We start from the raw sequence: 20,926 nt of genomic DNA, 5'->3' as shown, positions 1-20,926 counted from the left end.
AACAGCATAACAGGAACGGAATTTTCAATCCCGCTTTAATACCACCCGATAAATCCATGCGCACAGCATAAATGTCACGATAATGCTTAAGACACCGGCAAATGACATATATTGTTCCGGCATGAGACGCAAGGCATCCGAGCTTTGCTTGATGGCAAACGGAATGGCCAGCATCACGCCCATTAGCGATGCGCCAGCCACAATACCGCAGCACAACAACAAACCGCGATGACGGTGAGCATTCATTTTAATTTCAGTCTCCGGTTCACCGCGATGACGGTGATAAATACTGTCGAGACGGAACTGAACAAGATAAGCCAGTATGCCGCCGATAACACAGGGCACGGAGCTATCCAGAGGGAGATAAATACCCAGACCTACGGCAAGCACAGGCAAACGCGTACCATAATGTTTTTTAAGAAGCTCATCAATCACGATGCAAATAACCGCAATCAAGGCGCCTATGCCTATCATGTTCCATTGCAGCTGATGACTGAATACTCCCTTGGCCACTGTTGCCATCAAGCCGGCCTGCGGCGCAGCGAGCATTTGCGCCGGATTCATGTCTGGCCGCGGGAAAACGCCGCCTATGCCGTAAGCGTTATACAACAATTGCAGGATAGGCGGAATAACAAACGATGACACCACCACGCCCAAAATCAGCATGGTCTGCTGCTTCCAGGGAGTTGAGCCGACAATCTGGCCAACTTTCAAATCCTGCATGGTGTCATTAGAAATCGAGAGTGCCGCGCCTATCACCACCATGCTGCCAATGGCGACTACCGACCCTATCATTTCCTTGGTCTGGCTGTCCCACTCTGTAAAACTAAAAAATGCCATGAAAACCAGACAAATGATCAGAAGCGCTGAAACCAGCAGACCGGACACGGGACTGTTGGTCGAACCAATCAATCCGGCGAAATAAGCCATGATGGAACAAAAGGCAAACCCGCCGACCAGGATATAAAACGTGCCAAAGCCGGACAGAAAATAGCGGAAACCCGGCGCGATATTGAATTCAGATGGAATAATGGAATTGGCAATGAGAAAAAAGATAGGGATCAACAGCACAAGCGCGGAAATAAAAACATAATGAATCGGAATATCGCGTTCGGTGCGCAATGTATCCGTCTGCTGGCCCACGCGAATTTGTCTGACCGCCGCAAAAGACATGGCCATGCTGTGAATGACCGGTTTGAACAAGGTGGACAAAGTCCACAATCCGCCAATCAACATGGTGCCCACCCCCATATAGCGGATGTGGGATTTCCAGATAACCATGGCCATCTGATTTGCGGTTTCCGCATCGGGCAAGCCATAAACATACGAAAGCACGGGTACGCCCGCCAGCCAGCCGATAGCGATACCAACCAGAAGGCTCAGCGCCACATTAATACCGACAATATATCCTGCCGCGATCAAGGCCGGTGACAAACCCAGGCCAAATCCGAAGATGGCGGCGGATGATTTCACCCAATATTGAAAAGTATCCGTGAGAATCTGAAACCCGGATTGAAACAGCGCGATGACGCCGCCAATCAATCCTCCAAAAACCAGCTGGCGCAAATCGCCTTCTTCGCGCTTGGCGCTCGCTTTCAGCACGTTGCCTATGGCCACGGCTTCAGGGTAACGCAGCGTTTTGTCCTGCAATAAAGCCCGGCGCAGCGGGATGGTAAATAACACTCCCAGTCCGCCGCCCAGCAGGCTGGTAATGACGGTCTGCCAGTAATTGAAGCGGTCCCACACATGCAAAATAATCAGCGCGGGCAGGATAAATGCGATTCCCGCGGTAAGGGCTTCACCGACTGAAGCCATGATTTGCACCATGTTATTTTCAAGAATATTGGAGTTGCGAAAGAAGCGTAAAATACCCATGGAAATGACCGCGGCCGGTATGGATGCCGACACAGTCACGCCGACCTTCAGGCCAAGAAAGGCGTTGGCCGCCGCGAGTACCACTGTCAGTATCACGCCTAGCACCAGGACTCTTATCGTAATTTCGGGCAGGGAAACATTTGCTGGTATGATGGGTTGGTCGCTGTCCTGTCCGGTTATTGCATCACTTGATTGGATATTTCCCGCCATGTTTTATCCTCACTCATTCAATTGTTCTTGTTGTGTCATTTATTTAAAGCCGTACCATTGGTCCAGCAATGCGTGCAGTTCGCTTAACCCCCGCCCTTTCAAAGCGGAGAAGACTTGGAAAGTAACAGAATTGCGATACCCCGTCAAAGCGGCTTTGGTTTCCCTCAGGGTTTGCGCGACCTGGCTGTTGGTCAGCTTGTCCGCCTTATTCAGCAGAATATGCACCGGCAAGCCCCGGTGATCGCAATACTCCAGTAATTTCACGTCTAATTCCTTGAAAGGATGACGGATATCCATCACCAGTATCAAGCCTTTGAGACACGCCCTGTCACTAATATACTGGTCTACCGTTTTTTGCCACTTGAGCTTGGCGGCCAGCGGCACCCTGGCATACCCGTATCCGGGTAAATCCGCGATGCGGCGCCCGGGGTCCAGAACGAAGATATTGATCAGCTGGGTCCTGCCAGGCGTTTTGCTGACCCGGGCCAGGTTTTTGCTTTGCGTAATCCGGTTCAGGACACTGGATTTGCCAGCATTGGACCGGCCAACCATGGCGACTTCAACCCCTTCATCCGGGGGCAATTGCTGCATTGCTGCGGCGCTAATAAGAAAATAAGCTTTTTGATACTGTCCAGTCATATTAGAATACGTCACTCATATTTTTAATTGATAATTTTCGACATGATACTCAATTCGCTCAATCCAGCACAGCAAGAAGCGGTGCGCGCGCCGCTGGGCCATCAATTGGTGCTTGCCGGTGCCGGCAGCGGCAAGACCCGCGTGCTGACACACCGTATCGCGTGGCTCGTTGAAAATGAAAAGATCGCTCCATCCCGTATCCTGGCGGTAACCTTTACCAACAAGGCCGCCAATGAAATGCGCGCGCGCATTGAAAAAATGCTGCATGTGCCGGCAAAAAGCATGTGGATAGGGACATTTCACGGCCTGTCTCACCGCTTTCTCCGTGCCCACTGGCAGGAAGCGGGATTGCCGCAGTCTTTCCAGATCCTTGATTCGGACGATCAGTTTCGCATGATTCGCCGTGTCATTCATGCGCTCAACCTGGATGAAGACCGCTTTCCGCCCAAGGAATCACAATGGTTCATCAATGCGCAAAAGGAAGAATGCCGCGAGCCGCACCAGGTTGAAGTCCGCGACTTTACCGTCCAGACCCAGATCCGCATCTATCAGGCATACCATGAAGCCTGTCTGCGCGCCGGCGTCATTGATTTCGCGGACCTGCTCCTGAAAACCTACAAACTTCTGCTGACCAACGCTGAATTGCGCGCACACTACCAGGACCGTTTTCGCTGCCTGCTGGTGGATGAATTCCAGGATACCAATACCATACAGTACGCCTGGCTGAAATTATTCGCCGGCGACTCCAACTCGGTCATGATTGTGGGTGATGATGACCAGTCCATATACGGCTGGCGCGGCGCGCGCATCGAAAATATCCAGCGCTTTTCCAAGGACTTTGCCGGAGCCAGGATCATCCGCCTGGAACAAAACTACCGCTCGACCGGCACCATATTAAAAGCCGCCAATGCGTTAATCTCGCAGAATGCCGGCCGCCTAGGCAAAAACCTGTGGACCGAAGGCAAGGACGGCGAACCCATCACGGTTTATGCCGGCTTCAATGAAACAGACGAAGCCTTTTTCATCGTCAACCGCATACGAGAATTAAAACAGAAAAGTGATCATGTCTTGCGGGAAATGGCCGTTCTCTACCGCTCTAACGCGCAGTCGCGCGTCATCGAAGAAGCGCTCATGCAGTTTGGCATCCCGTATCGCGTCTACGGCGGGCTGCGTTATTTTGACCGGCAGGAAATCAAGGATGCCCTCGCCTATTTGCGTATCATCGCAAACCGCTCGGACGATCCGGCGTTTGAACGCATTATCAACACTCCCGTACGCGGCATCGGCGACCGCACACTCGTTTCCATACGCGAACACGCGAAAAGCCATGCCCTCACGCTATGGGACGCCTTGCTGCAGCTGATAGAACAGAAACATTTTTCCACCCGCGCGGAAACCGCGCTGCTCTCCTTTGTCAACCTCATCAACACCATGACGGAGCGGACGCTGGCGCTTGAATTGCACAAGCAGGTTGAATATGTATTATACGCCAGCGGATTGATTGAACATTACCGCAAGGAAAAAGGTGAAAAAGGCTTGACCCGCCTTGAAAACCTGGAAGAACTGGTTAACGCCGCGCATCAGTTTTCACAAGACGGCGTCACCGACGACATGCCGCCGCTCGCCGCCTTTCTCGCTTATGCCGCCCTGGAATCCAGTGATGAACAGGCGGATGCGTATGACGACTGCGTGCAGCTCATGACTCTGCATTCAGCAAAAGGTCTGGAATTCCCCGTGGTGTTCCTGGCGGGCTGTGAAGAAGAATTGTTCCCGCATTACCTTTCCATGAACGACCCCAAAGCGATTGAAGAAGAGCGCCGGCTTTGTTATGTCGGCGTGACACGCGCCATGCGCAAACTCTATATGACATACGCGGAAGTCAGGCGCACCTACGGCAAGGAAGCTTATCACCGGCCATCGCGGTTTTTGCATGAAATCCCCGCGGAACTCATTGATGAAATACGCTTCCGCACCAAGACAGCCCGGCTCGGTAACCATGCGCAAGCTTATTCTTCCGGCACAGGCGGAAATCATTTCACAACCGCTGCCGAAACACAAAATGCTTTCCGCGTTGGACAGGAAGTGCGTCACCGGATTTTTGGCGAAGGCATCGTTCTGGATTGCGAAGGCGACGGCGAAGACATGAAAGTCAAGGTGCGCTTTGCGAATGTCGGCACCAAGGTACTGATTGCGAGTTACCTCAGCGCGAAATGAGTTTTATTTCTTCAGGCATGCCGGCTCAGGGCAGACTTTTTGAATATTTCCGGATGCCAGCTAAAAACATGCTGGCATGACAGCGCAGCTGATTCTAGAGGGACAGTGACTCACCGATCTGATTAATGAGACCGATCAAATGATTTTCTTTTCCATCAAAGCTGCTATTTACAGTGATTGAAATGAGCGTCTGCCGTTCAGGATAATAAAAATAGATAGCGCGATAACCCAGCGTCATTCCCTGATAAATGTAATAACTGGTGTTGAACCCTGGCCCGAACTGCGCGCGAATACCCAGTCCAAAACCCACCGGGTCGTTCACCGACAGTGTGGCCACCGGGCGTCCGCTTTGTTGTGAAATCAGTGTTTTCATTTCCAGCAATTCAGATTCGGTCAGAACCAGGTCGGGCGTAAACAGGGATTTTATCCAGACAGCCATGTCCGCACTGTTTGATATCATGCCGCCGGCAGCATCCATATATGACAGGCTATATTCAGTGACATCTTCTCCACGGGGTATGTAATCATGAAACCCCTTTTCAAACTGATACCCCCGCACCAGCCTGGAAAAAACACGATGACCGGGATAATGTGCTACATAATAAGTATTTTTCAAGCCCAAGGGTTTAATGAGCCGGCGTCTGATTTCATGACCTGTGGTATGTCCGGTCAGTTTTTCAATCAGCATCCCCAGTAAAAGATAATTGGTATTTGAATACAGATAACCCGCTCCAGGGCTAAAGCGCAAGGGATGTTGATACATCCGGTCAACCCAGAATGACGGGCTGTGCCTGCGATAGGGATGCGCGGCAAAGTCTGAGAACATATCCCGGTCAGTAATATAATCCGGTATGCCGCTGGTCATGTTCATCAACTGTTTCACACTGATTCCACGCCACTTCGAATATTGCGGAAAAAACTTGTCCACAGGATCATCCAGTCTAAAGTGATTTTCCGGATCACGCGCAAGCTGCAACAAGACGGCGGCGATGAATGATTTGGTCAAACTGCCGACCTGAAACAGGCTGGAGGCATCCACTGTCTTTTCCTGTTCAGTACTGACTGTGCCTGAATAAACTGTCAAAGGGTGTGTGATCCGGGCGGAATCAACAGTGACCGCCAGACCACTGATGTGTTCTTCCACACGATGCTCCCGCAAGAATTGATCCGCCAGGAATTGCAGGCTGATGTGATCTGACGCTTCATCCGCCATGACCAAACAGGGGATCAAGAGCATGAATATAAAGTGTATTATTTTTAACATCTTTATGAATTGATTATGATTAACTAGATAGCATAATATCATTTTGTGATTATTTTTTTAACTACTTATTAAATCAATGAGAGAGAAACTGTATTTAAAGGAAGTGTAAAGCCGTCCATGGTTCGAGACGCCGCTGACGCGGCTCCTCACCACGAACGGGATTTTCACCATCGTTCGCCCTGAGGAGGCACGCAGTGCCGTCTCGAAGGGCCTGTCCTGAGGAGGATACGTCAGTGTCCGTCTCGAAGGGGCTGTCCTAAGGATGACAGAGAGATGATGTTGTGATAGAACACCACAAACGGTGGCAACACCTATAAACGGCAATGAATCAATTTCAACCTGATAATACTTTCAGACTCAACCATGTATTCGATTTTAAAAAAAATCTTCTTCGCCCTGGATCCGGAAACAGCTCATTATGCCGCGCTAAAGAGTCTGGACCTGGCAAAACGCTCCGGTTTGTCCCGCTGCCTGAAAAACCAGCCTCTGCGCCCGGTCACGGTAATGGGACTCTCGTTTCCTAACCGGATTGGGCTTGCCGCTGGTTTTGACAAGAACGGGGATTATATCGACGCCCTGGCTGAGCTAGGCTTCGGATTCATCGAAATCGGCACTGTGACTCCCAGGCCCCAACCCGGCAACCCCAAACCCAGACTGTTCCGCCTGGCGGAACAGCAAGGCATCATCAACCGGATGGGATTCAACAACAAGGGGTATGATTACGTCGTAAAACGGCTGGAAAAGACGGATTATCGCGGAATATTAGGCATCAACATCGGCAAAAACAAGGATACGCCGCTGGAAAACGCCATAGATGATTATTTGCTGGGTTTCAGGACATTCTGGAAATACGCGAGTTACATCACCATCAATGTTTCATCGCCCAACACACCCGGACTGCGTGATTTGCAGCACAGTGATTTTCTCGCGCGATTATTGTGCGTGCTTAAACAGGAACAGCATGCTGTTTTTCTGAATGAGAAAAAACATGTGCCTCTGGTGTTAAAAATATCACCGGACCTGACTGATAACGAACTGGCTGACATTGCTGAAATCGCCATCAGGGAAAAAATCGAAGGCATTATTTCCACGAATACGACCATACACCGTGAAGGCGTGGAAAATTCGCCTTATGCGCATGAACCTGGCGGATTGAGCGGCCTGCCCCTGTTCAAGCGCAGCACTCTTCTCACTTCGCGGCTGCATAAGTTTGTTCAAGACCGCATTCCTATCATCGCATCCGGCGGCGTCATGGACACACGCACCGGAAAGGAAAAACTGAATGCCGGTGCGCAATTATTACAGGTTTACTCAGGATTTATTTATAGCGGCCCCGACATTATCAGTCAGCTGGCACTGATGGATTAAATTAATCATCAGATTGCCGCCACAGATTCTTCCTTCCATAATTAATATGGAAGGAAGTATTTAACGATAGTGACCGGGAGCGTTTATTCAACCGTGACGGATTTAGCCAGGTTTCTGGGCTGATCAACATCCGTACCCTTTAGCACCGCCACATGGTAAGCAAGCAGTTGAAGCGGTATGGTGTATAAAATCGGAGCCAGGGCGGCATGCAGGCAAGGCATGGCGATAATATGGGCGCCCGCAAACGAATCCTGATCAAACAAATGGACTTGATCAGTCAGGACATAAAGCTTGCCTCCGCGCGCGCGTACTTCCTGAAGATTGGAAAGACTTTTTTCCAGCAGTTCGCCGCCGGGCACGGTGGAAATCACCGGCATGTTAGTGTCAACCAGAGCGAGAGGGCCGTGCTTGAGCTCGCCGGAAGGATAACCTTCCGCGTGAATATAGGAAATTTCCTTCATCTTCAGCGCGCCTTCCATCGCAACGGGATACAAGGCGCCCCTCCCTATAAATATCGCGTGTTCCTTGTTCATCAGCGCGCGGGCCCAGTTCACGATCGCGGCATCCTGCTGCAACACTTTTTCCACTAATGCCGGAACACGCCGCAGCTGGGCAACCAGCTCGACTTCCAACTGAGTGTCTGCCGTCCGCTTTTGTCTCAAGGCAAGCACAAATAAAAACAAGGCGGTTAATTGCGTGACAAAAGCCTTGGTTGAAGCAACACCGATTTCAACACCGGCGCGGGTCAGAAATTGCAAATCCGCTTCGCGCGTCATGGAACTGCCCGGAACATTACAAATGGCAAGAGTGCTGAGATAATCCATTTTCCTGGCCAGCCGCAATGCAGCCAGTGTATCCGCGGTTTCGCCCGATTGAGACAAGGTCACAAACAAACTGTTTTTGGAGGGCGCAATTTTTCTGTAACGGAATTCGCTGGCCACTTCCACTGTGCATGGTATGTCAGCCAGTGATTCCAGCCAGTATCGCGCCACCATCGCAGCATGGTAGCTGGTTCCGCAAGCAACGAGCTGGATATGTTCGACTTGTGAAAAAATCGCATCTGCTCCAGGCCCAAAAATTGCGGGTAACACATGATCATCCGTCACCCTTCCTTCGAGACAGGACGCAATCGCTTCCGGCTGTTCCATGATTTCCTTTTTCATGTAATGCCTGTACTCACCCCGTTCGACCGCATCATGGCTGATGGACAAGGTATGCTGCTCACGTTTGACTTCTTGCATGTCCATGTTAAAGATTTTGATATCTTCCAGCGTGATATCAGCCATATCATTATCTTCGAGATAAATAAATTGCTGCGTCACTGACAAAAGGGCCAGCGGATCGGAAGCAATAAAGTTTTCACCCTGGGATTTGCCTATGACCAGGGGGCTTCCCTGCCGCACCGCGACTAACCGTGACGGGTCATGTTTGGAAATAATACCAAGCGCATACGCACCTTTTAATTCCATGACAGCGGCGCGGACAGCGGCTAGCAAATCCTGATTTTTCTTGTAGTTTTTATGTATGAGATGGACTACCACTTCCGTATCCGTATCAGAATGAAAACAATAGCCATCGCGCTGCAGTTGATCACGCAACACCGAATGGTTTTCAATGATGCCGTTATGAACCAGTGCAAATTCATCGTGGGAAACGAAGGGGTGGGCGTTTTTCTCGGAAGGAACGCCGTGAGTTGCCCATCTGGTATGGGCGATGCCGGTCTGTCCCTGAAACAGATGGTCATGCATGACACTTTCCAGCTCCCGCACCTTGCCAGCCACGCGCAAGCGTTTAAGCTGGTAGTGAGCGTCGATGACAGCCACTCCCGCCGAATCATAACCCCTGTATTCAAGTTTTTTGAGACCATCTATCAATAGCTTGGCTATTGGCCTTTTCGCTACCGCTCCAACGATACCGCACATGAAATCTGTTCCTTAAATGAAGGTTTGCACAGCTGAAAAAATGTCAGCCATTATAGCTTGCGGTAATCCAGGATGGGAAGGGCGTCGCAGCCTGACGGCCGGATTGATCAACCGGTTTGTGTCCGTGTGAGTTGACGGTTGGCAGCCAAGTCCGTTTCATTCATTAGTTTCAAAGGCTTATGAGCCAGCTCCTGATATCTGTCCGAGCACCGCTGCAACAGTGACGCCTCCTGCTCCATTCTATGCTCGTATTGCGCTTTCAACCGGGTATTCTGGTCTTTTTCCACCATGATGCGATATTGCTCTTTATAAGGAGCAGCCGTTTCAACTTCCGCGACAGCAGCTTCAAGAATGACAGGCTTGTTTTTCCCCTTGATTTCCTTGAGCAGTTCCGAACCCCAATTGATTTCTTCCACGCCTGAATCCTTTTGCGCGCGCATGTCATTGATGCAGCCCAGGCATATTTTAAATGCCGCGGCGATAGCCTGGTTTTGCGGCAGTTTCGTGATGGCGTCTTCCATGGTAGGCAGCTGATAACTCTTTTCATCCGCGATTTTTTTGTCATCTGCCATTTTCACGTCGTTCGCCGTTTCCCGATCATTTTCCTGCTCCCGGGCATTCTTCAGTTGCCCAGTAAACGCGTTGGACAACTCCCGAATTAACAACGGCGGAGGCGGTGATGAATACGCATAGACTAAAATAGCCTGGGCTTGTTCGCTGCGCACATTCACCACGCGATATTCCCTGGTAATGGCGTCCCGGACATACAAGGGTGTTTTCGCGGCTTCCAGTTTTTGAGTCACTGCCTGGACCCGCTTTTGAATGCCTGTCTGCCAGTTCCGCAAATTTTGCACTTCATCGCGTTCAAGATGCGTCAGTTTCACATCAAGGGTTTCAATTTTTTCCTGCAAATCTTGAATGACTGACCAACACTTTTCCGCAATGATTTTAATTTCATCGGAATTATACCGCTGCAAATCCCCAAACAGCATTTTTCCCTGTAACGGCTCCGGACGCGCGAAAAATTCCTTTTGCCGCAGACTTTCCCGTTCGATACTGTCTTTGAGCTCTTCTCTCTCTTTTTCATCCAGCTCGATGCGATGCTGCAAATAACGTTCTATCAATTTTAACATGACCAAATCAATCGCCATGCCGGCAATCAGCATATTCATCATGTCTCTATAAGCAGGGGATCGGGGATTTTGTAATGCAAGAGCCAGATCTTCGGGCGTTCGAGGTTCGAAAACCCGGCGTATATATTCTTCCTCCCGCGAGACTTGCGCTCCGCCAGCCGGTTGTGCCGCCGGATCACTAATGAGTTGAGAGATATTTGTTGTCTTGTGCAGCGCCATAATCATGCCACGCTAACTGACTTATTTTTTAAGTATAGCAAATGATAAGGGAATCAAACGGTGTGGCCGGCGTTTTCCATGCTCTTGAATGCGTTGGTAAAAAAGCGTTTGGCCGCGTGTAGGGATTATTTTGAGAATGCTCATTGAACCGTGTCAGTCCAATAAACATTCTCATTATTTTTGGGATTCTGGCAGAGGACGCTGCCAGTGATCGATGGTTTGCTGGGGCGCGCGGGACAGCGTCAGTTTATCCGGCGGCGCATCATGTATGATGGTAGATCCCGCTCCTATGGTTGCGCGCGCACCAACCGTGACTGGCGCGACAAGCTGGGTACACGATCCGATGAATGCGTTATCGCCTATGATAGTCCGATGTTTATTGACGCCGTCATAATTACAGGTAATCGTACCGGCGCCGATATTGACCTGGCGGCCGATTTTGCTGTCGCCTATGTAACTCAGATGATTGATCTTGGTGCCTTCCGCAATCCGGCTTTTTTTAACCTCCACAAAATTGCCAATATGCACCTTGCCGCCAAGCTGTGTGCCGGGACGGACTCGCGCAAACGGTCCGATCACGCACTCGTCCGCGATTTGCGCGCCGTCTATCAATGAATGCGGCCTGATTTCCACATTTTCCCCTAAAGTGGTATCGCGCAGAATGGTATGCGCGCCTATCAGGCATCTGTCGCCTATCACCACGCGTCCTTCCAGGATAACATTGACATCAATGACGACGTCACGGCCAATCCGCACTTCTCCGCGTATATCCACCCTCTCCGGATCAAGCAAGGTCACCCCCTGGCGCATCAGATTCTCAGCGGCTTCCCGCTGGTAGAAGCGTTCAAGACGCGCAAGCTGAATGCGGTCGTTGACACCCAGGATTTCTTCTGTTTTCGCGGGCTGCACCGCCTGCACAGGGATGGACTCATTGACAGCAAGCGTTATGACGTCTGTCAAATAGTATTCACCCTGGGCATTGGTGTTCCCCAGACGCGGCAACCATTTTTTAAGGTGTGATCCCTGCAGTAAATAAATCCCCGGATTGATTTCCGTGATGGCCCGCTCTGTTTCGGTCGCGTCTTTTTCTTCCACAATGCCCACGATTTGGTTATGGGCATCGCGCAGGATACGGCCGTATCCTGCCGGATCCGGCAAGCGCGCGGTGATCATTCCCAAGCCCTGAGCGGGTGTCGCGGCGATCAGCTTGTTCAGCGTATTCACTGAAATCAGCGGCACGTCACCGTAAAGCACCAGGACCCGATCCTGATCCTTCACTGCCGGCATGGCCTGAAGCAGCGCGTGGCCTGTTCCCAGCTGTTCCTTTTGTTCCACCCAGCTTGCGTCCTGCTCTCCCAGCTGGTCTCTCAGGATTTGCCCCTGATGGCCATACACGATGACAGGCTTTTTCCCCGGCGCCACAGCAAGCGCGGTATCAATTACATGTTTTAACAGCGGCTTGCCGGCCAGCGCATGCATCACCTTGGGTAAACTGGAATGCATGCGCTTGCCTTGTCCGGCAGCCAGAATGACGACTTGAATAGTCATGAGTAACAGGCCTTATTAAACTCGCAATGGTTCATCATTATAACGACAGTGAGAATAGGTAAAAAGCTTGTCATACAGCTGTCATTAAACCAGCCTGGTTCCTGGCCCGTTTTGTCTTTCAATTGCCGGTTCTCGCTCCTGGTCGGTCATCGCAGGGCGCGGGACAAGGAGGGTCAATCCGGTTTGATAAAGAGAGGGTGACACAGCCGGACGCGGACGCTCAGCCTCGACGGACGCCGGCTCGGAAGGCGCAGGAGCAGGAGAAGAAGAATGAAAACTCAGACCCGAACTGACTTTCTGCCGGCGCTTTGCGGGAGAAGACGAGGATGACTTGGGCTTGTGAGAATCAACCGCCTGGTCGAGAAAATCATCATGTGTTCTTTTAGGGGTGTGCGATGAAGTTCGCGACCTCCTGACCCACGTGATTTTCCGGCCATTCACAAGAACAGTCCCATCCGGATTGAATTGCGCGCTTCTCAGGCTGGCGGAAGAAACCGGATTGTCCGTTCCGGCAAAAACATAATTTCGACGGCAAAATGCATCAAGTGTGATGACTTTTCCATCCACTTCCACTTTCGCCTTTAGTGTATCGTGATTCTTACGACGCTTTTTTGAAGCAGGTAAAGGCGCGGCATCATCAAACAACCGTTCAGGCCCTGGAACAGAATCCGGTACTCGCCGTGCGTCAGGAACCGCCGTCCGCGCTGTTTCTTCTCCAGATAATCTGTATGCAGCCAATGGGGAGGGCGCCGGGTTGGGTGTAGCCGGTGAAGAAACATGGTTGATATCGCCAAGGATAGCGGCCATGAAATCCTCCGGCGAACCGGAATCCGGTCCATTCAGGCTTGACGCTGCCACCGGCATGGACTCGAATAATTCGGAGAAAAGAGAGTCTTGTTCAATTGAACCATCAAGCGCGTACGAGTCACCGGCAAAACTGGCAGAAACCGTGCCAGGCTGCGGCGGTAAAACTCCGCTTCCTGATCTCTGCAAGGCGGGATCTTCGCCAAACTGAAAATATTCCTTTCTTTCGCTGGCTCCGTCATCGAGCTCATATGCCGGAAAAAAATCGGGTAACGAATCAAAGTTTTCATCAAAATCCAGAAATGGATATTCACGAAGATAATCAAACCGGGTGTCATCGATATTAAAGTCATATTCCGGATTTATATTATTGCGATTATTGCGTAACACAGCGAAACTCCCCTTATTTTATAATGTTGACAATAAATTATAGGCTGAACTCGCTGGAAACCAGTTCCAGCTTCTTGATGAAATGCTTCATTTGCTCATCTTCGGCGATCTTTTGGTCTACCGCGAGAAAAGCCACGTGTTCCAGACGATCGGAGATGGCCTTGATCATGAAGGAATAATCACTGATTGGACGTATTTTCCCTTGCTCGCTCACGACCAGAATAGGGTCATCCTCGCCGCTGTATGAGCGATGCGGGCTTTGTATCAGCATCAGCTGCCAATCCTGCATGGCATCGCGGCGGCCTGACTTGAACACCTTTAATTCATTTTCAATGGCGGGCAGTTCGGCATGATTCAACATCACAATCTTTGGCATCTCCCTGCGCTGCAAGCGTACCGCGATTTCACAACAGGAACTGCCATCGTTCACTTCCGCGAGCTGCTTGATAAGCGCAAACACATCGTAATCACACAACTCCTTATAGGAAGGGTAATTTTGTTCGATAAATTCGCGTTTGAAAGCATCCGCGTTACGTGAATTCTCCACCGACTGATTGAAACGATTGGCCGCGATAAGAAATTTTCCCAGACGGGTATGCCGGATGTCCGCGTAAGCCCCATGATATTCAAGATTTTCAGCCAGATTCGCCAGCAGCTGCACCAACAGGGATTCCAGCGCAAGTTTTTTCTGGGAATGATAGATGTTGCGGGTCATCAGGCGCCGCGCCATCAGATAATGCTCCACCGCGCCAATGCCTTTATGAGTGATGCCCAGCCGCTCACCGTCGCCGGACTCGACTATCGCCATGCAGTGCAGCATCCAGCGAAAATCAAACTCGCCATATTTTACGCCGCAAAAATGACTGTCGCGCAACAGATAATCAAGACGGTCCGAATCCATCTGCGAAGAAACAATGTCCGCCAATACATTTTTGGTCGAGGGGGTATGCATGATCATTTCGGCGATGACGCGAAACTTGTCTTCGGTAAGATGGTAGCGGGGATTTTGCCGGTTATAATGCTGGAAAAACTCCTTGGTGCCGTAATCCGCGAGAAAAAATGGCGTCCAGTCTTCGTGTCTGATCAGCTTTTCATGAAAAACACCTTCGAAAGCATGTGAAAAAGGCCCATGCCCGATATCATGCAGCAGGCATGCAATCATCACCAGTTGCCGCTCTTCATCCGCGAGGCCGATCTTGTGCGCGATCTGGCTCGCGACATAGCTGCAACCCAGGCAATGGTTGAAACGGGTATGCACGGCCCCGGGAAAAATGAAATCCCCCATTCCCAGCTGTTTGATATGCCGCAGGCGCTGAAAATTGGGACTGTCTATGAATGGCTTCACCCAGGCATCTTCGATGGAAGTGAATTGCATGGTGCCATGCACAGGATCTTTGATGACGTGAAACAAGTTGTTCATGATTATACGTTTCCCAGTGCTTCCAGCGCCTGTTGATAAGCTTCATAGATGGCTTCGTCAAAGCAGACAAACAACACTTGTTCGACTTCCGGATGCAGCTCCAGAAACTGCGTGGTTTCCTTGACGGCGATCATCGCCGCCTGGGAGGCGGGAAAGCCGTAAATACCGCAGCTGATGGCAGGAAAGGCAATGCTTTTTACCTGGTGCTCCTGGGCCAGTTTCAGGCTGGAAGCATAACACGACGCCAATAATTTATGTTCGCCTTTTGCTCCGCCGCGCCATACCGGCCCAACGGCATGAATGATATATTTTGCGGGAAGCTTATGTCCCCTGGTAATTTTTGCCTGCCCGGTCGGGCATCCTCCTAACGCCGCGCATTCTGCCTGCAATTCAGGGCCCGCAGCGCGGTGTATAGCACCGTCCACCCCCCCGCCGCCCAGCAAAGTGCTGTTGGCTGCATTAACGATGGCATCCACTTCCAGTGCGGTGATATCACCTTTCACTAGCTGAATCTTATTTTTGGTCATACTTAACCCATTTTATTTTTCATTCTGACGAGAGTCTGGCATTGAAGACAACCATAGCATAAGATCGCACAAATTTTCCGGCTTGTCATGGATTGGGAAACCGGACCCTGGCGCGGCCGTGCATGCAGCCGCGGCGACCCGCGTTGAACATTTTGACGTTAAACGGATTTTTTATTGGCCGCAAACCGGCCGGATTATAACTTTTCACAATATATATATCAGGAGCACTGCCATGACTGCCGCCACGTCCGCTTACCCTGTCGCAGCCGATTCACATTCAGGCCATCAAGCCGCAAACACGAAAGAACCCCTGATTCTGGTGCTGAAACAAGGCGAGAATTTATTTGAAAGCCTGCTGCGCTTCGCCAGGGAGGCACGGCTTCAGTCCGCCGCGTTGAACGGATTGGGCGGCCTGTCTGATATCACCGTGGCATATTATAATCTGGATACAAAGCAATATCAGACCCGATTATTCACCGGCATGTATGAACTGATTTCGCTCAACGGCAACATCTCGTTCTTTGAAAACAACCCTTTTCTTCATATTCATGCCGCTCTGGGATCTAAGGATTATTCCGTTTACGGCGGCCATATCATGGACGCAACCGTCAATCCCTCCGCGGAAATCACCCTCATTCCCCTGCCCGGCCGAATCGAAAGAGCCTATGATGAGGTGACCGGCCTGAAAATCATGTGCCCTATCAAATGAACATGCCGCTAATGAAAAGACGTTCATAGATTCATGGAACTGCGCCAGTCTTTAAGCATGACAGATGAGCGACTGGATTTCAGGATGAAATCCTTGCCACATGGATGTGGCGTTTGGAGCGAAGTAGTCATGCTTAAAGACTGGCGCAGTTCCATGAACATTCTTGTTAATAACGATGGAATGGCCTGGTTGTCACAGATTACGACATATCTCTTCACAGAAGAGATTTTGAATCTGCCGCGGCGTTCAGCGCAATGCGTTCCAGCACAGAATAGGCCGATCCTTCCGGCTGCGGCTCGCTGCGAAACAGCACGACTTCTCTCACCGGCAGAATTTCAAACTTTGGCACTTCGCATTCATTTAAAAATCCAAGATTGATGCCATGAGGCTGCTTGATTCGCCCCAGCGTCAAATGCGCACGAAATGGACGACTTTCAATTTCATAGCGTGTCGCCTTAATGCCTTCGCCTATCTGGCTGGACAAGCTGAACAAACCCTCTTGTGGAAAAACATCCAGAACAATCACGCGCGGGCGGTAGGGATTGGGAAACAAATGCAGTGATCCCAATGAAATCTGCAAGCTGTTCATGGTCTTTTCTATCCTCGCGCGCACGTTCTCAATCAGCGCTGGCAAATGCTCGGTCTGCACTTCCGCAAGAAACTGTAATGTGATATGGAGATTTTCCGGCCTGGTCCAGCGAATCCCGTGCGTTCTGGATTTTTTCTTGAGCACGGCGATAAAACCACCCAACTTTTCCCTGGCAGACTCCGGCAGATCAACCGCGAAAAAAATCCGGATAACGGGAGGCAACATCATTCCATTTCTCCTGATGATTGATTAAGATGTTTGATGCCAGGATGGCGATCACACATTTTAATCTGCGGCCTTTAGTATATCCCGCTTATAACCAGCCTGACACCCCCGGCCTTGCCGGGCCGTGATTTTTCTGATAAGCGGCCGCACGGTTTGTTATACTATGAGACGCGGAATAAAAAGCTATCGTTCCCCTGCCGGCACTGGTTGGCGCAAACAGAAAGTTTTGGGATGGTCAAGTCAAATTAGTCAAACAGGATTGCAATATGGTTAAAAAACGTGGTCTAGGTAAGTCGTTAGATGCCTTGCTTGCTTATAAAAGCTCGGAACCTCAAACGTCTGTTGATCCGGATGACACCAGCCATGAAAAATTGGCCCGGTTATCAGTCGACTTGATCCAGCGCGGCAAGTACCAGCCCCGGCGTGAAATGGATTCGCAAGCTCTCGAGGATCTGGCCAACTCCATTCGCGCGCAAGGCATCATCCAGCCGCTGATCGTGCGCCCGGTGGGAGAAAAATTCGAGATCATCGCGGGCGAGCGCCGCTGGCGGGCCGCCCAGCTTGCCGGATTGTCCGATGTGCCCGTCATCATTCGCCAAATACCCGATGAAGCAGCCATTGCCATGGCGCTCATTGAAAATATTCAGCGTGAAAATTTAAATCCCATAGAAGAAGCGGCAGCTCTGGAACGATTGATACAGGAGTTTGGCATGACGCATCAGCAAGTCGCCGAAGCCGTGGGCAAGTCCCGTGCCAGTGTAACCAATTTATTGCGTTTGCTCGCTCTTCCCGAAGAAGTCAAAAACATGCTGGAACGCGGTCTGCTGGAAATGGGACATGCCAGGACCTTGATCACCTTGCCGGAATCCGCGCAGCTGGAAGCAGCCGAACTCATCATTTCCCGCGGCCTTTCCGTGCGGGAAACAGAAACGCTGGTACGGCAGCTGCAATCAGGTGAATCGGGAAATATCAGAAAAAAACATCAGGACCCGGATATTTTGCACTTGCAGGAGAGTCTGGCCAAACAGTTAAAACTGCGCGTTGCCATTCATTGCAATGCCAAAGGACGAGGCAAGCTGGTCATTCATTACCGCAGCCTGGCGGAACTGGACGGCATTCTTGCTCAGTTTCAGGACTAAATCCAGGTGCATTCATAAGAACCGTGTCATCCCTTGACCATGGCAAATGAGTTTTCTCCTCAATCCTGTTTCTTTGCAGTTTACATGATAGAAATGTCTGCGGTTGCCGGGCTGGCCGTCACATAATTGATGCCGTCAGAATTCAGCTGGAAAGTTTCCATCACGATTTGCTTCAAGGTGTAAAATATGGTCATACAACTGTAACCCATGCCAATAATGGATTTTAATCGAAAAGCATCGATATCAATGACATCGCCTGTTTTGATTTCTTCCGTTCCCAGATCATAAGCCGCGTTATATTGACAAGTCCCGTTAACCAGCGATCCCACATAAGCCTGTGCGTGTACGGGAAACGAAGCATTATTGGGTGTGGTGAAATAGGTTGAATGAATGGAGGGGCCGTTAACTCGTCCTTTGGAACCGATATTCCATGCAAAACTGGCATGAATCATCAACAGGCATACCGCCATGACACAAGTCCATTTTATTCGCAGATTCATGCCGTTTTCCCTCATATTTACATTCAGTATATCATTTATGAGGAAGTGAGCGCAGTTAGGACCCGCCCTAATCCCAACCTGGTTTACATGCCGGGATTTCACCCAGGCCGGTTGAGTCACAGAAATTGATAATCAAATATTATCAATCGCTTGAGTCTTTGTTATTTTTGGGCTTGTTGGCGTTCAGCATATTGAGAAATGTCTGCGCGTCCTGCCTGGAAATGCCCGAGATGAGAAAATCTCCCGTGAGCGGCGTCTGTATAACCGTCGCTGTCACTATCACCTTATTGAAAATGAGATTTAGCCGTCGTCCCGTTCCGGCCTGAGTCATTTCCGTAAACTTTTTCGCAGCCTCAGGTTTCAATTCAATATGCAATCCGCCATATTGGCGGCCAGCCTTCTCAACGATGGCTGCATTTTTCACTGTTGTGTTATCCAGCATGAATTCATCCTGAATAATGGTGAATACCAGAGCATGGTCCCTGGAATCACTGAATGGTGCTGACGGCGCGGCGGTGTTAGCGGGCTCTTGTGCATAGACGGATGCCGCCGTCAGCAGGAAACCCAAAACATAAAAATTCTTAAACATCGCGCTTCTCCTTTCTGCTTGTTTCACTTTCAGGATTTTAATTACCTGATCAGGGAGATGCAACGCTGGGCGGTTCAATATTCTGTTTGATTCCATGACAAGCGCACATCACTATGAGAAAATCATGAGATGGCGTCATGGCTCACTTCTCAAACTTTATTTATCCCGGCCCGGTCCGTCAGATATGAAGAAAATTAACAGCGCGTTGATTGCCGCGATATCGTCACTGCTATTCGCCGGCACGGTAAAATCCAGCGACTGGAGCGAGGATAATATTTTTCTGAGCGATCATACCCGTATCAATCTTATGCAGGCACTGCAGTCAAAAACTTCCATGAAACATTCTCGGCCTTATACCGTCATGGATGTCCGGCAATATCGTCAGGTTTTCGCCCAATCACGCGCCAAGATCGTAGAAATATTAAAGCTGGCGCGTCCTTACCGGCACCTGGACAAGAATGTACAGGTTGCTTTTATTGTCAGCCAGCTTGCGGATATTCCTTACCTCTATTCTCACGCCATGGGAGAAGGAGACTGGCAGCCTGGTTCATCGGTCTATCAACCAGGATTCATGCATGTTAATCAAAATCCGGTCTATCGCCTGGATGGATTGGATTGTCAAACCTTTGTCCAGGACGCCATGGCATTACTGTATTCTGACAGCCTGGATCAATTCGACGCCAACCTCCTGAAAATAGCCTACGGGGCGGCTGGAAATCCCGGCGGAGAAATCGTCCGCTATTATAATCGCAATCATTTCATTGATGCTGATTTCAACCCGGTCAATCAGAACCACGGCTGGCTCACGGATGCGACTCGCAGCGGACCCTTGTCAATCTATGCGAAAACCATAGAAACAACTGTCACGCGCCAAAAATGGTTTTCCAGGCAATTGCAAAATCCCGCCGATCATGTCCAGGTGTTGTCCGAATCCGCAGGCCCAGGCATGGTGAAACGATTCAGGAACGTTTACGCAAATCTGGAATTTCCCCGGTTCAACGCGGAACACATACGCCTGCATTACATTCCCAAGGAATCAATCGCTATCCTCCAGCCGGATGGAAGTTTTCGTCCCAATCAGGCACTACTCGATAAGATTCCCGCGCCTGCGGTACTTGAAATTGTGCGCGACGCGGACAAATGGAATTTCTATGGGATAAAAATCAAAAACATCATAGGCAGCGAGCTGGCAGTTTCACACCTGGGTCTGCTATATAGACAAGCTTTTAATAAGGGAGACTTGATTTATCATCAAACTTCCTGCCAATTCGATGCGCTGTATCGAAAGGTGTGCAGCGTCAAGCCCGTTACCTGTCAGAAAGCGAAGTGTACCGAACTCATGTATGCGCACGCGACTGACGCTTATCCCATCGGCTATTACTGGTATCAGTCATCGCCTGGCAATTATGTCTGCACGCCGCGTCAGCCTGCGCGCGGCGTGGCATATACGCGATGCAACCGCGTGGTCACCATGCCGCTTTATGATTATTTGACTGATTATCAGGCTGGCGCATACTGGAACATGAATTTGCGTTCGCTGATAGGCGTCCATATCGAGAAACTGGCTTGAATCCGTGAAACGGAGAGCATTCATTGAACTGTGTCAGTCCTTTGTCATGACAGATAAGTGACAAAAGCGGCA

Annotated in this window: 17 protein-coding genes; 5 read left to right on the top strand and 12 right to left on the bottom strand. The window is 50.3% G+C overall.

What is annotated here, in order from left to right; all coding sequences use genetic code 11:
- Positions 1-24: 24 nt before the first annotated feature.
- Positions 25-2,085 (bottom strand): OPT family oligopeptide transporter, encoded by a 2,061-nt coding sequence (locus AQULUS_RS00355; protein ID WP_148337530.1) that lies wholly within the window; start codon positions 2,083-2,085, stop codon positions 25-27.
- Positions 2,086-2,124: 39 nt separating this feature from the next.
- Positions 2,125-2,724, bottom strand: a complete 600-nt coding sequence (gene yihA, locus AQULUS_RS00350; protein ID WP_148337528.1) for a ribosome biogenesis GTP-binding protein YihA/YsxC — start codon at positions 2,722-2,724, stop codon at positions 2,125-2,127.
- Between the two features lie 42 nt (positions 2,725-2,766).
- Between yihA and uvrD the strand changes: the two genes are divergently transcribed.
- Complete coding sequence (gene uvrD / locus AQULUS_RS00345; protein ID WP_172622675.1) at positions 2,767-4,938, top strand: DNA helicase II; 2,172 nt, start codon at positions 2,767-2,769, stop codon at positions 4,936-4,938.
- A 94-nt stretch (positions 4,939-5,032) separates the two neighbouring features.
- On the opposite strand, the gene AQULUS_RS00340 is transcribed toward uvrD, so the two are convergent.
- On the bottom strand, positions 5,033-6,202 hold the full coding sequence (locus AQULUS_RS00340) for a serine hydrolase domain-containing protein (RefSeq protein ID WP_172622674.1): 1,170 nt from the start codon (positions 6,200-6,202) through the stop codon (positions 5,033-5,035).
- A gap of 363 nt (positions 6,203-6,565) precedes the next feature.
- Between AQULUS_RS00340 and AQULUS_RS00335 the strand changes: the two genes are divergently transcribed.
- Positions 6,566-7,570: a quinone-dependent dihydroorotate dehydrogenase gene (locus tag AQULUS_RS00335; RefSeq protein WP_148337523.1), complete on the top strand. Its 1,005-nt coding sequence runs from the start codon at positions 6,566-6,568 to the stop codon at positions 7,568-7,570.
- Positions 7,571-7,653: 83 nt separating this feature from the next.
- Here the strand turns inward: AQULUS_RS00335 and glmS are convergent, their stop codons facing one another.
- From glmS to AQULUS_RS00305, 6 genes are all read right to left on the bottom strand, one after another.
- Positions 7,654-9,492, bottom strand: a complete 1,839-nt coding sequence (glmS, locus tag AQULUS_RS00330; RefSeq protein ID WP_148337521.1) for a glutamine--fructose-6-phosphate transaminase (isomerizing) — start codon at positions 9,490-9,492, stop codon at positions 7,654-7,656.
- 107 nt (positions 9,493-9,599) lie between these two features.
- The gene (locus tag AQULUS_RS00325) at positions 9,600-10,844 is read right to left on the bottom strand and encodes a hypothetical protein (protein WP_148337519.1); all 1,245 of its coding nucleotides are present in this window, start codon (positions 10,842-10,844) and stop codon (positions 9,600-9,602) included.
- Between the two features lie 174 nt (positions 10,845-11,018).
- A complete protein-coding gene (gene glmU, locus AQULUS_RS00320; protein ID WP_197737262.1) occupies positions 11,019-12,392 on the bottom strand; it encodes a bifunctional UDP-N-acetylglucosamine diphosphorylase/glucosamine-1-phosphate N-acetyltransferase GlmU in 1,374 nt (457 codons plus the stop codon).
- Positions 12,393-12,476: 84 nt separating this feature from the next.
- On the bottom strand, positions 12,477-13,586 hold the full coding sequence (locus AQULUS_RS00315) for a hypothetical protein (RefSeq protein ID WP_148337517.1): 1,110 nt from the start codon (positions 13,584-13,586) through the stop codon (positions 12,477-12,479).
- Between the two features lie 37 nt (positions 13,587-13,623).
- On the bottom strand, positions 13,624-15,006 hold the full coding sequence (locus AQULUS_RS00310; protein ID WP_148337515.1) for an HD domain-containing protein: 1,383 nt from the start codon (positions 15,004-15,006) through the stop codon (positions 13,624-13,626).
- Between the two features lie 2 nt (positions 15,007-15,008).
- Positions 15,009-15,533: an O-acetyl-ADP-ribose deacetylase gene (locus tag AQULUS_RS00305; protein ID WP_148337513.1), complete on the bottom strand. Its 525-nt coding sequence runs from the start codon at positions 15,531-15,533 to the stop codon at positions 15,009-15,011.
- A 232-nt stretch (positions 15,534-15,765) separates the two neighbouring features.
- Here AQULUS_RS00305 and AQULUS_RS00300 point away from each other — a divergent pair, with 232 nt between their 5' ends.
- Positions 15,766-16,242 carry a PPC domain-containing DNA-binding protein gene (locus AQULUS_RS00300; RefSeq protein ID WP_148337511.1) on the top strand — a complete coding sequence of 159 codons (477 nt, stop codon included), beginning with the start codon at positions 15,766-15,768 and terminating at the stop codon, positions 16,240-16,242.
- A 214-nt stretch (positions 16,243-16,456) separates the two neighbouring features.
- On the opposite strand, the gene thpR is transcribed toward AQULUS_RS00300, so the two are convergent.
- Positions 16,457-17,059 (bottom strand): RNA 2',3'-cyclic phosphodiesterase, encoded by a 603-nt coding sequence (gene thpR / locus AQULUS_RS00295; RefSeq protein WP_148337509.1) that lies wholly within the window; start codon positions 17,057-17,059, stop codon positions 16,457-16,459.
- A gap of 263 nt (positions 17,060-17,322) precedes the next feature.
- On the opposite strand from thpR, the gene AQULUS_RS00290 reads away from it, so the two are divergent.
- Positions 17,323-18,195 carry a ParB/RepB/Spo0J family partition protein gene (locus tag AQULUS_RS00290; RefSeq protein ID WP_148337507.1) on the top strand — a complete coding sequence of 291 codons (873 nt, stop codon included), beginning with the start codon at positions 17,323-17,325 and terminating at the stop codon, positions 18,193-18,195.
- 80 nt (positions 18,196-18,275) lie between these two features.
- Here AQULUS_RS00290 and AQULUS_RS00285 read toward each other — a convergent pair whose 3' ends face one another.
- Both AQULUS_RS00285 and AQULUS_RS00280 read right to left on the bottom strand, forming a co-directional pair.
- The gene (locus AQULUS_RS00285; RefSeq protein WP_148337505.1) at positions 18,276-18,695 is read right to left on the bottom strand and encodes a hypothetical protein; all 420 of its coding nucleotides are present in this window, start codon (positions 18,693-18,695) and stop codon (positions 18,276-18,278) included.
- Between the two features lie 142 nt (positions 18,696-18,837).
- The gene (locus AQULUS_RS00280) at positions 18,838-19,284 is read right to left on the bottom strand and encodes a SecDF P1 head subdomain-containing protein (protein ID WP_148337502.1); all 447 of its coding nucleotides are present in this window, start codon (positions 19,282-19,284) and stop codon (positions 18,838-18,840) included.
- A gap of 184 nt (positions 19,285-19,468) precedes the next feature.
- On the opposite strand from AQULUS_RS00280, the gene AQULUS_RS00275 reads away from it, so the two are divergent.
- The gene (locus AQULUS_RS00275) at positions 19,469-20,854 is read left to right on the top strand and encodes an N-acetylmuramoyl-L-alanine amidase-like domain-containing protein (RefSeq protein ID WP_172622673.1); all 1,386 of its coding nucleotides are present in this window, start codon (positions 19,469-19,471) and stop codon (positions 20,852-20,854) included.
- Positions 20,855-20,926 lie beyond the last annotated feature (72 nt).

Source organism: Aquicella siphonis (assembly GCF_902459485.1).
Lineage (GTDB): Bacteria > Pseudomonadota > Gammaproteobacteria > DSM-16500 > DSM-16500 > Aquicella > Aquicella siphonis.
This window is presented reverse-complemented; position numbering and strand designations above follow the sequence as displayed.

Excerpts from the sequence above, each read along its gene's own strand:
- AQULUS_RS00275 (WP_172622673.1), top strand. The coding sequence starts at position 19,469 with ATGAAGAAAATTAACAGCGCGTTGATTGCCGCGATATCGTCACTGCTA.
- uvrD (WP_172622675.1), top strand. The coding sequence starts at position 2,767 with ATGATACTCAATTCGCTCAATCCAGCACAGCAAGAAGCGGTGCGCGCG.
- glmU (WP_197737262.1), bottom strand. The coding sequence starts at position 12,392 with ATGACTATTCAAGTCGTCATTCTGGCTGCCGGACAAGGCAAGCGCATG.
- AQULUS_RS00310 (WP_148337515.1), bottom strand. The coding sequence starts at position 15,006 with ATGAACAACTTGTTTCACGTCATCAAAGATCCTGTGCATGGCACCATG.
- AQULUS_RS00290 (WP_148337507.1), top strand. The coding sequence starts at position 17,323 with ATGGTTAAAAAACGTGGTCTAGGTAAGTCGTTAGATGCCTTGCTTGCT.
- AQULUS_RS00300 (WP_148337511.1), top strand. The coding sequence starts at position 15,766 with ATGACTGCCGCCACGTCCGCTTACCCTGTCGCAGCCGATTCACATTCA.
- AQULUS_RS00335 (WP_148337523.1), top strand. The coding sequence starts at position 6,566 with ATGTATTCGATTTTAAAAAAAATCTTCTTCGCCCTGGATCCGGAAACA.
- AQULUS_RS00305 (WP_148337513.1), bottom strand. The coding sequence starts at position 15,533 with ATGACCAAAAATAAGATTCAGCTAGTGAAAGGTGATATCACCGCACTG.
- AQULUS_RS00285 (WP_148337505.1), bottom strand. The coding sequence starts at position 18,695 with ATGAATCTGCGAATAAAATGGACTTGTGTCATGGCGGTATGCCTGTTG.
- AQULUS_RS00355 (WP_148337530.1), bottom strand. The coding sequence starts at position 2,085 with ATGGCGGGAAATATCCAATCAAGTGATGCAATAACCGGACAGGACAGC.
- glmS (WP_148337521.1), bottom strand. The coding sequence starts at position 9,492 with ATGTGCGGTATCGTTGGAGCGGTAGCGAAAAGGCCAATAGCCAAGCTA.
- AQULUS_RS00280 (WP_148337502.1), bottom strand. The coding sequence starts at position 19,284 with ATGTTTAAGAATTTTTATGTTTTGGGTTTCCTGCTGACGGCGGCATCC.
- thpR (WP_148337509.1), bottom strand. The coding sequence starts at position 17,059 with ATGATGTTGCCTCCCGTTATCCGGATTTTTTTCGCGGTTGATCTGCCG.
- AQULUS_RS00325 (WP_148337519.1), bottom strand. The coding sequence starts at position 10,844 with ATGGCGCTGCACAAGACAACAAATATCTCTCAACTCATTAGTGATCCG.
- yihA (WP_148337528.1), bottom strand. The coding sequence starts at position 2,724 with ATGACTGGACAGTATCAAAAAGCTTATTTTCTTATTAGCGCCGCAGCA.
- AQULUS_RS00340 (WP_172622674.1), bottom strand. The coding sequence starts at position 6,202 with ATGTTAAAAATAATACACTTTATATTCATGCTCTTGATCCCCTGTTTG.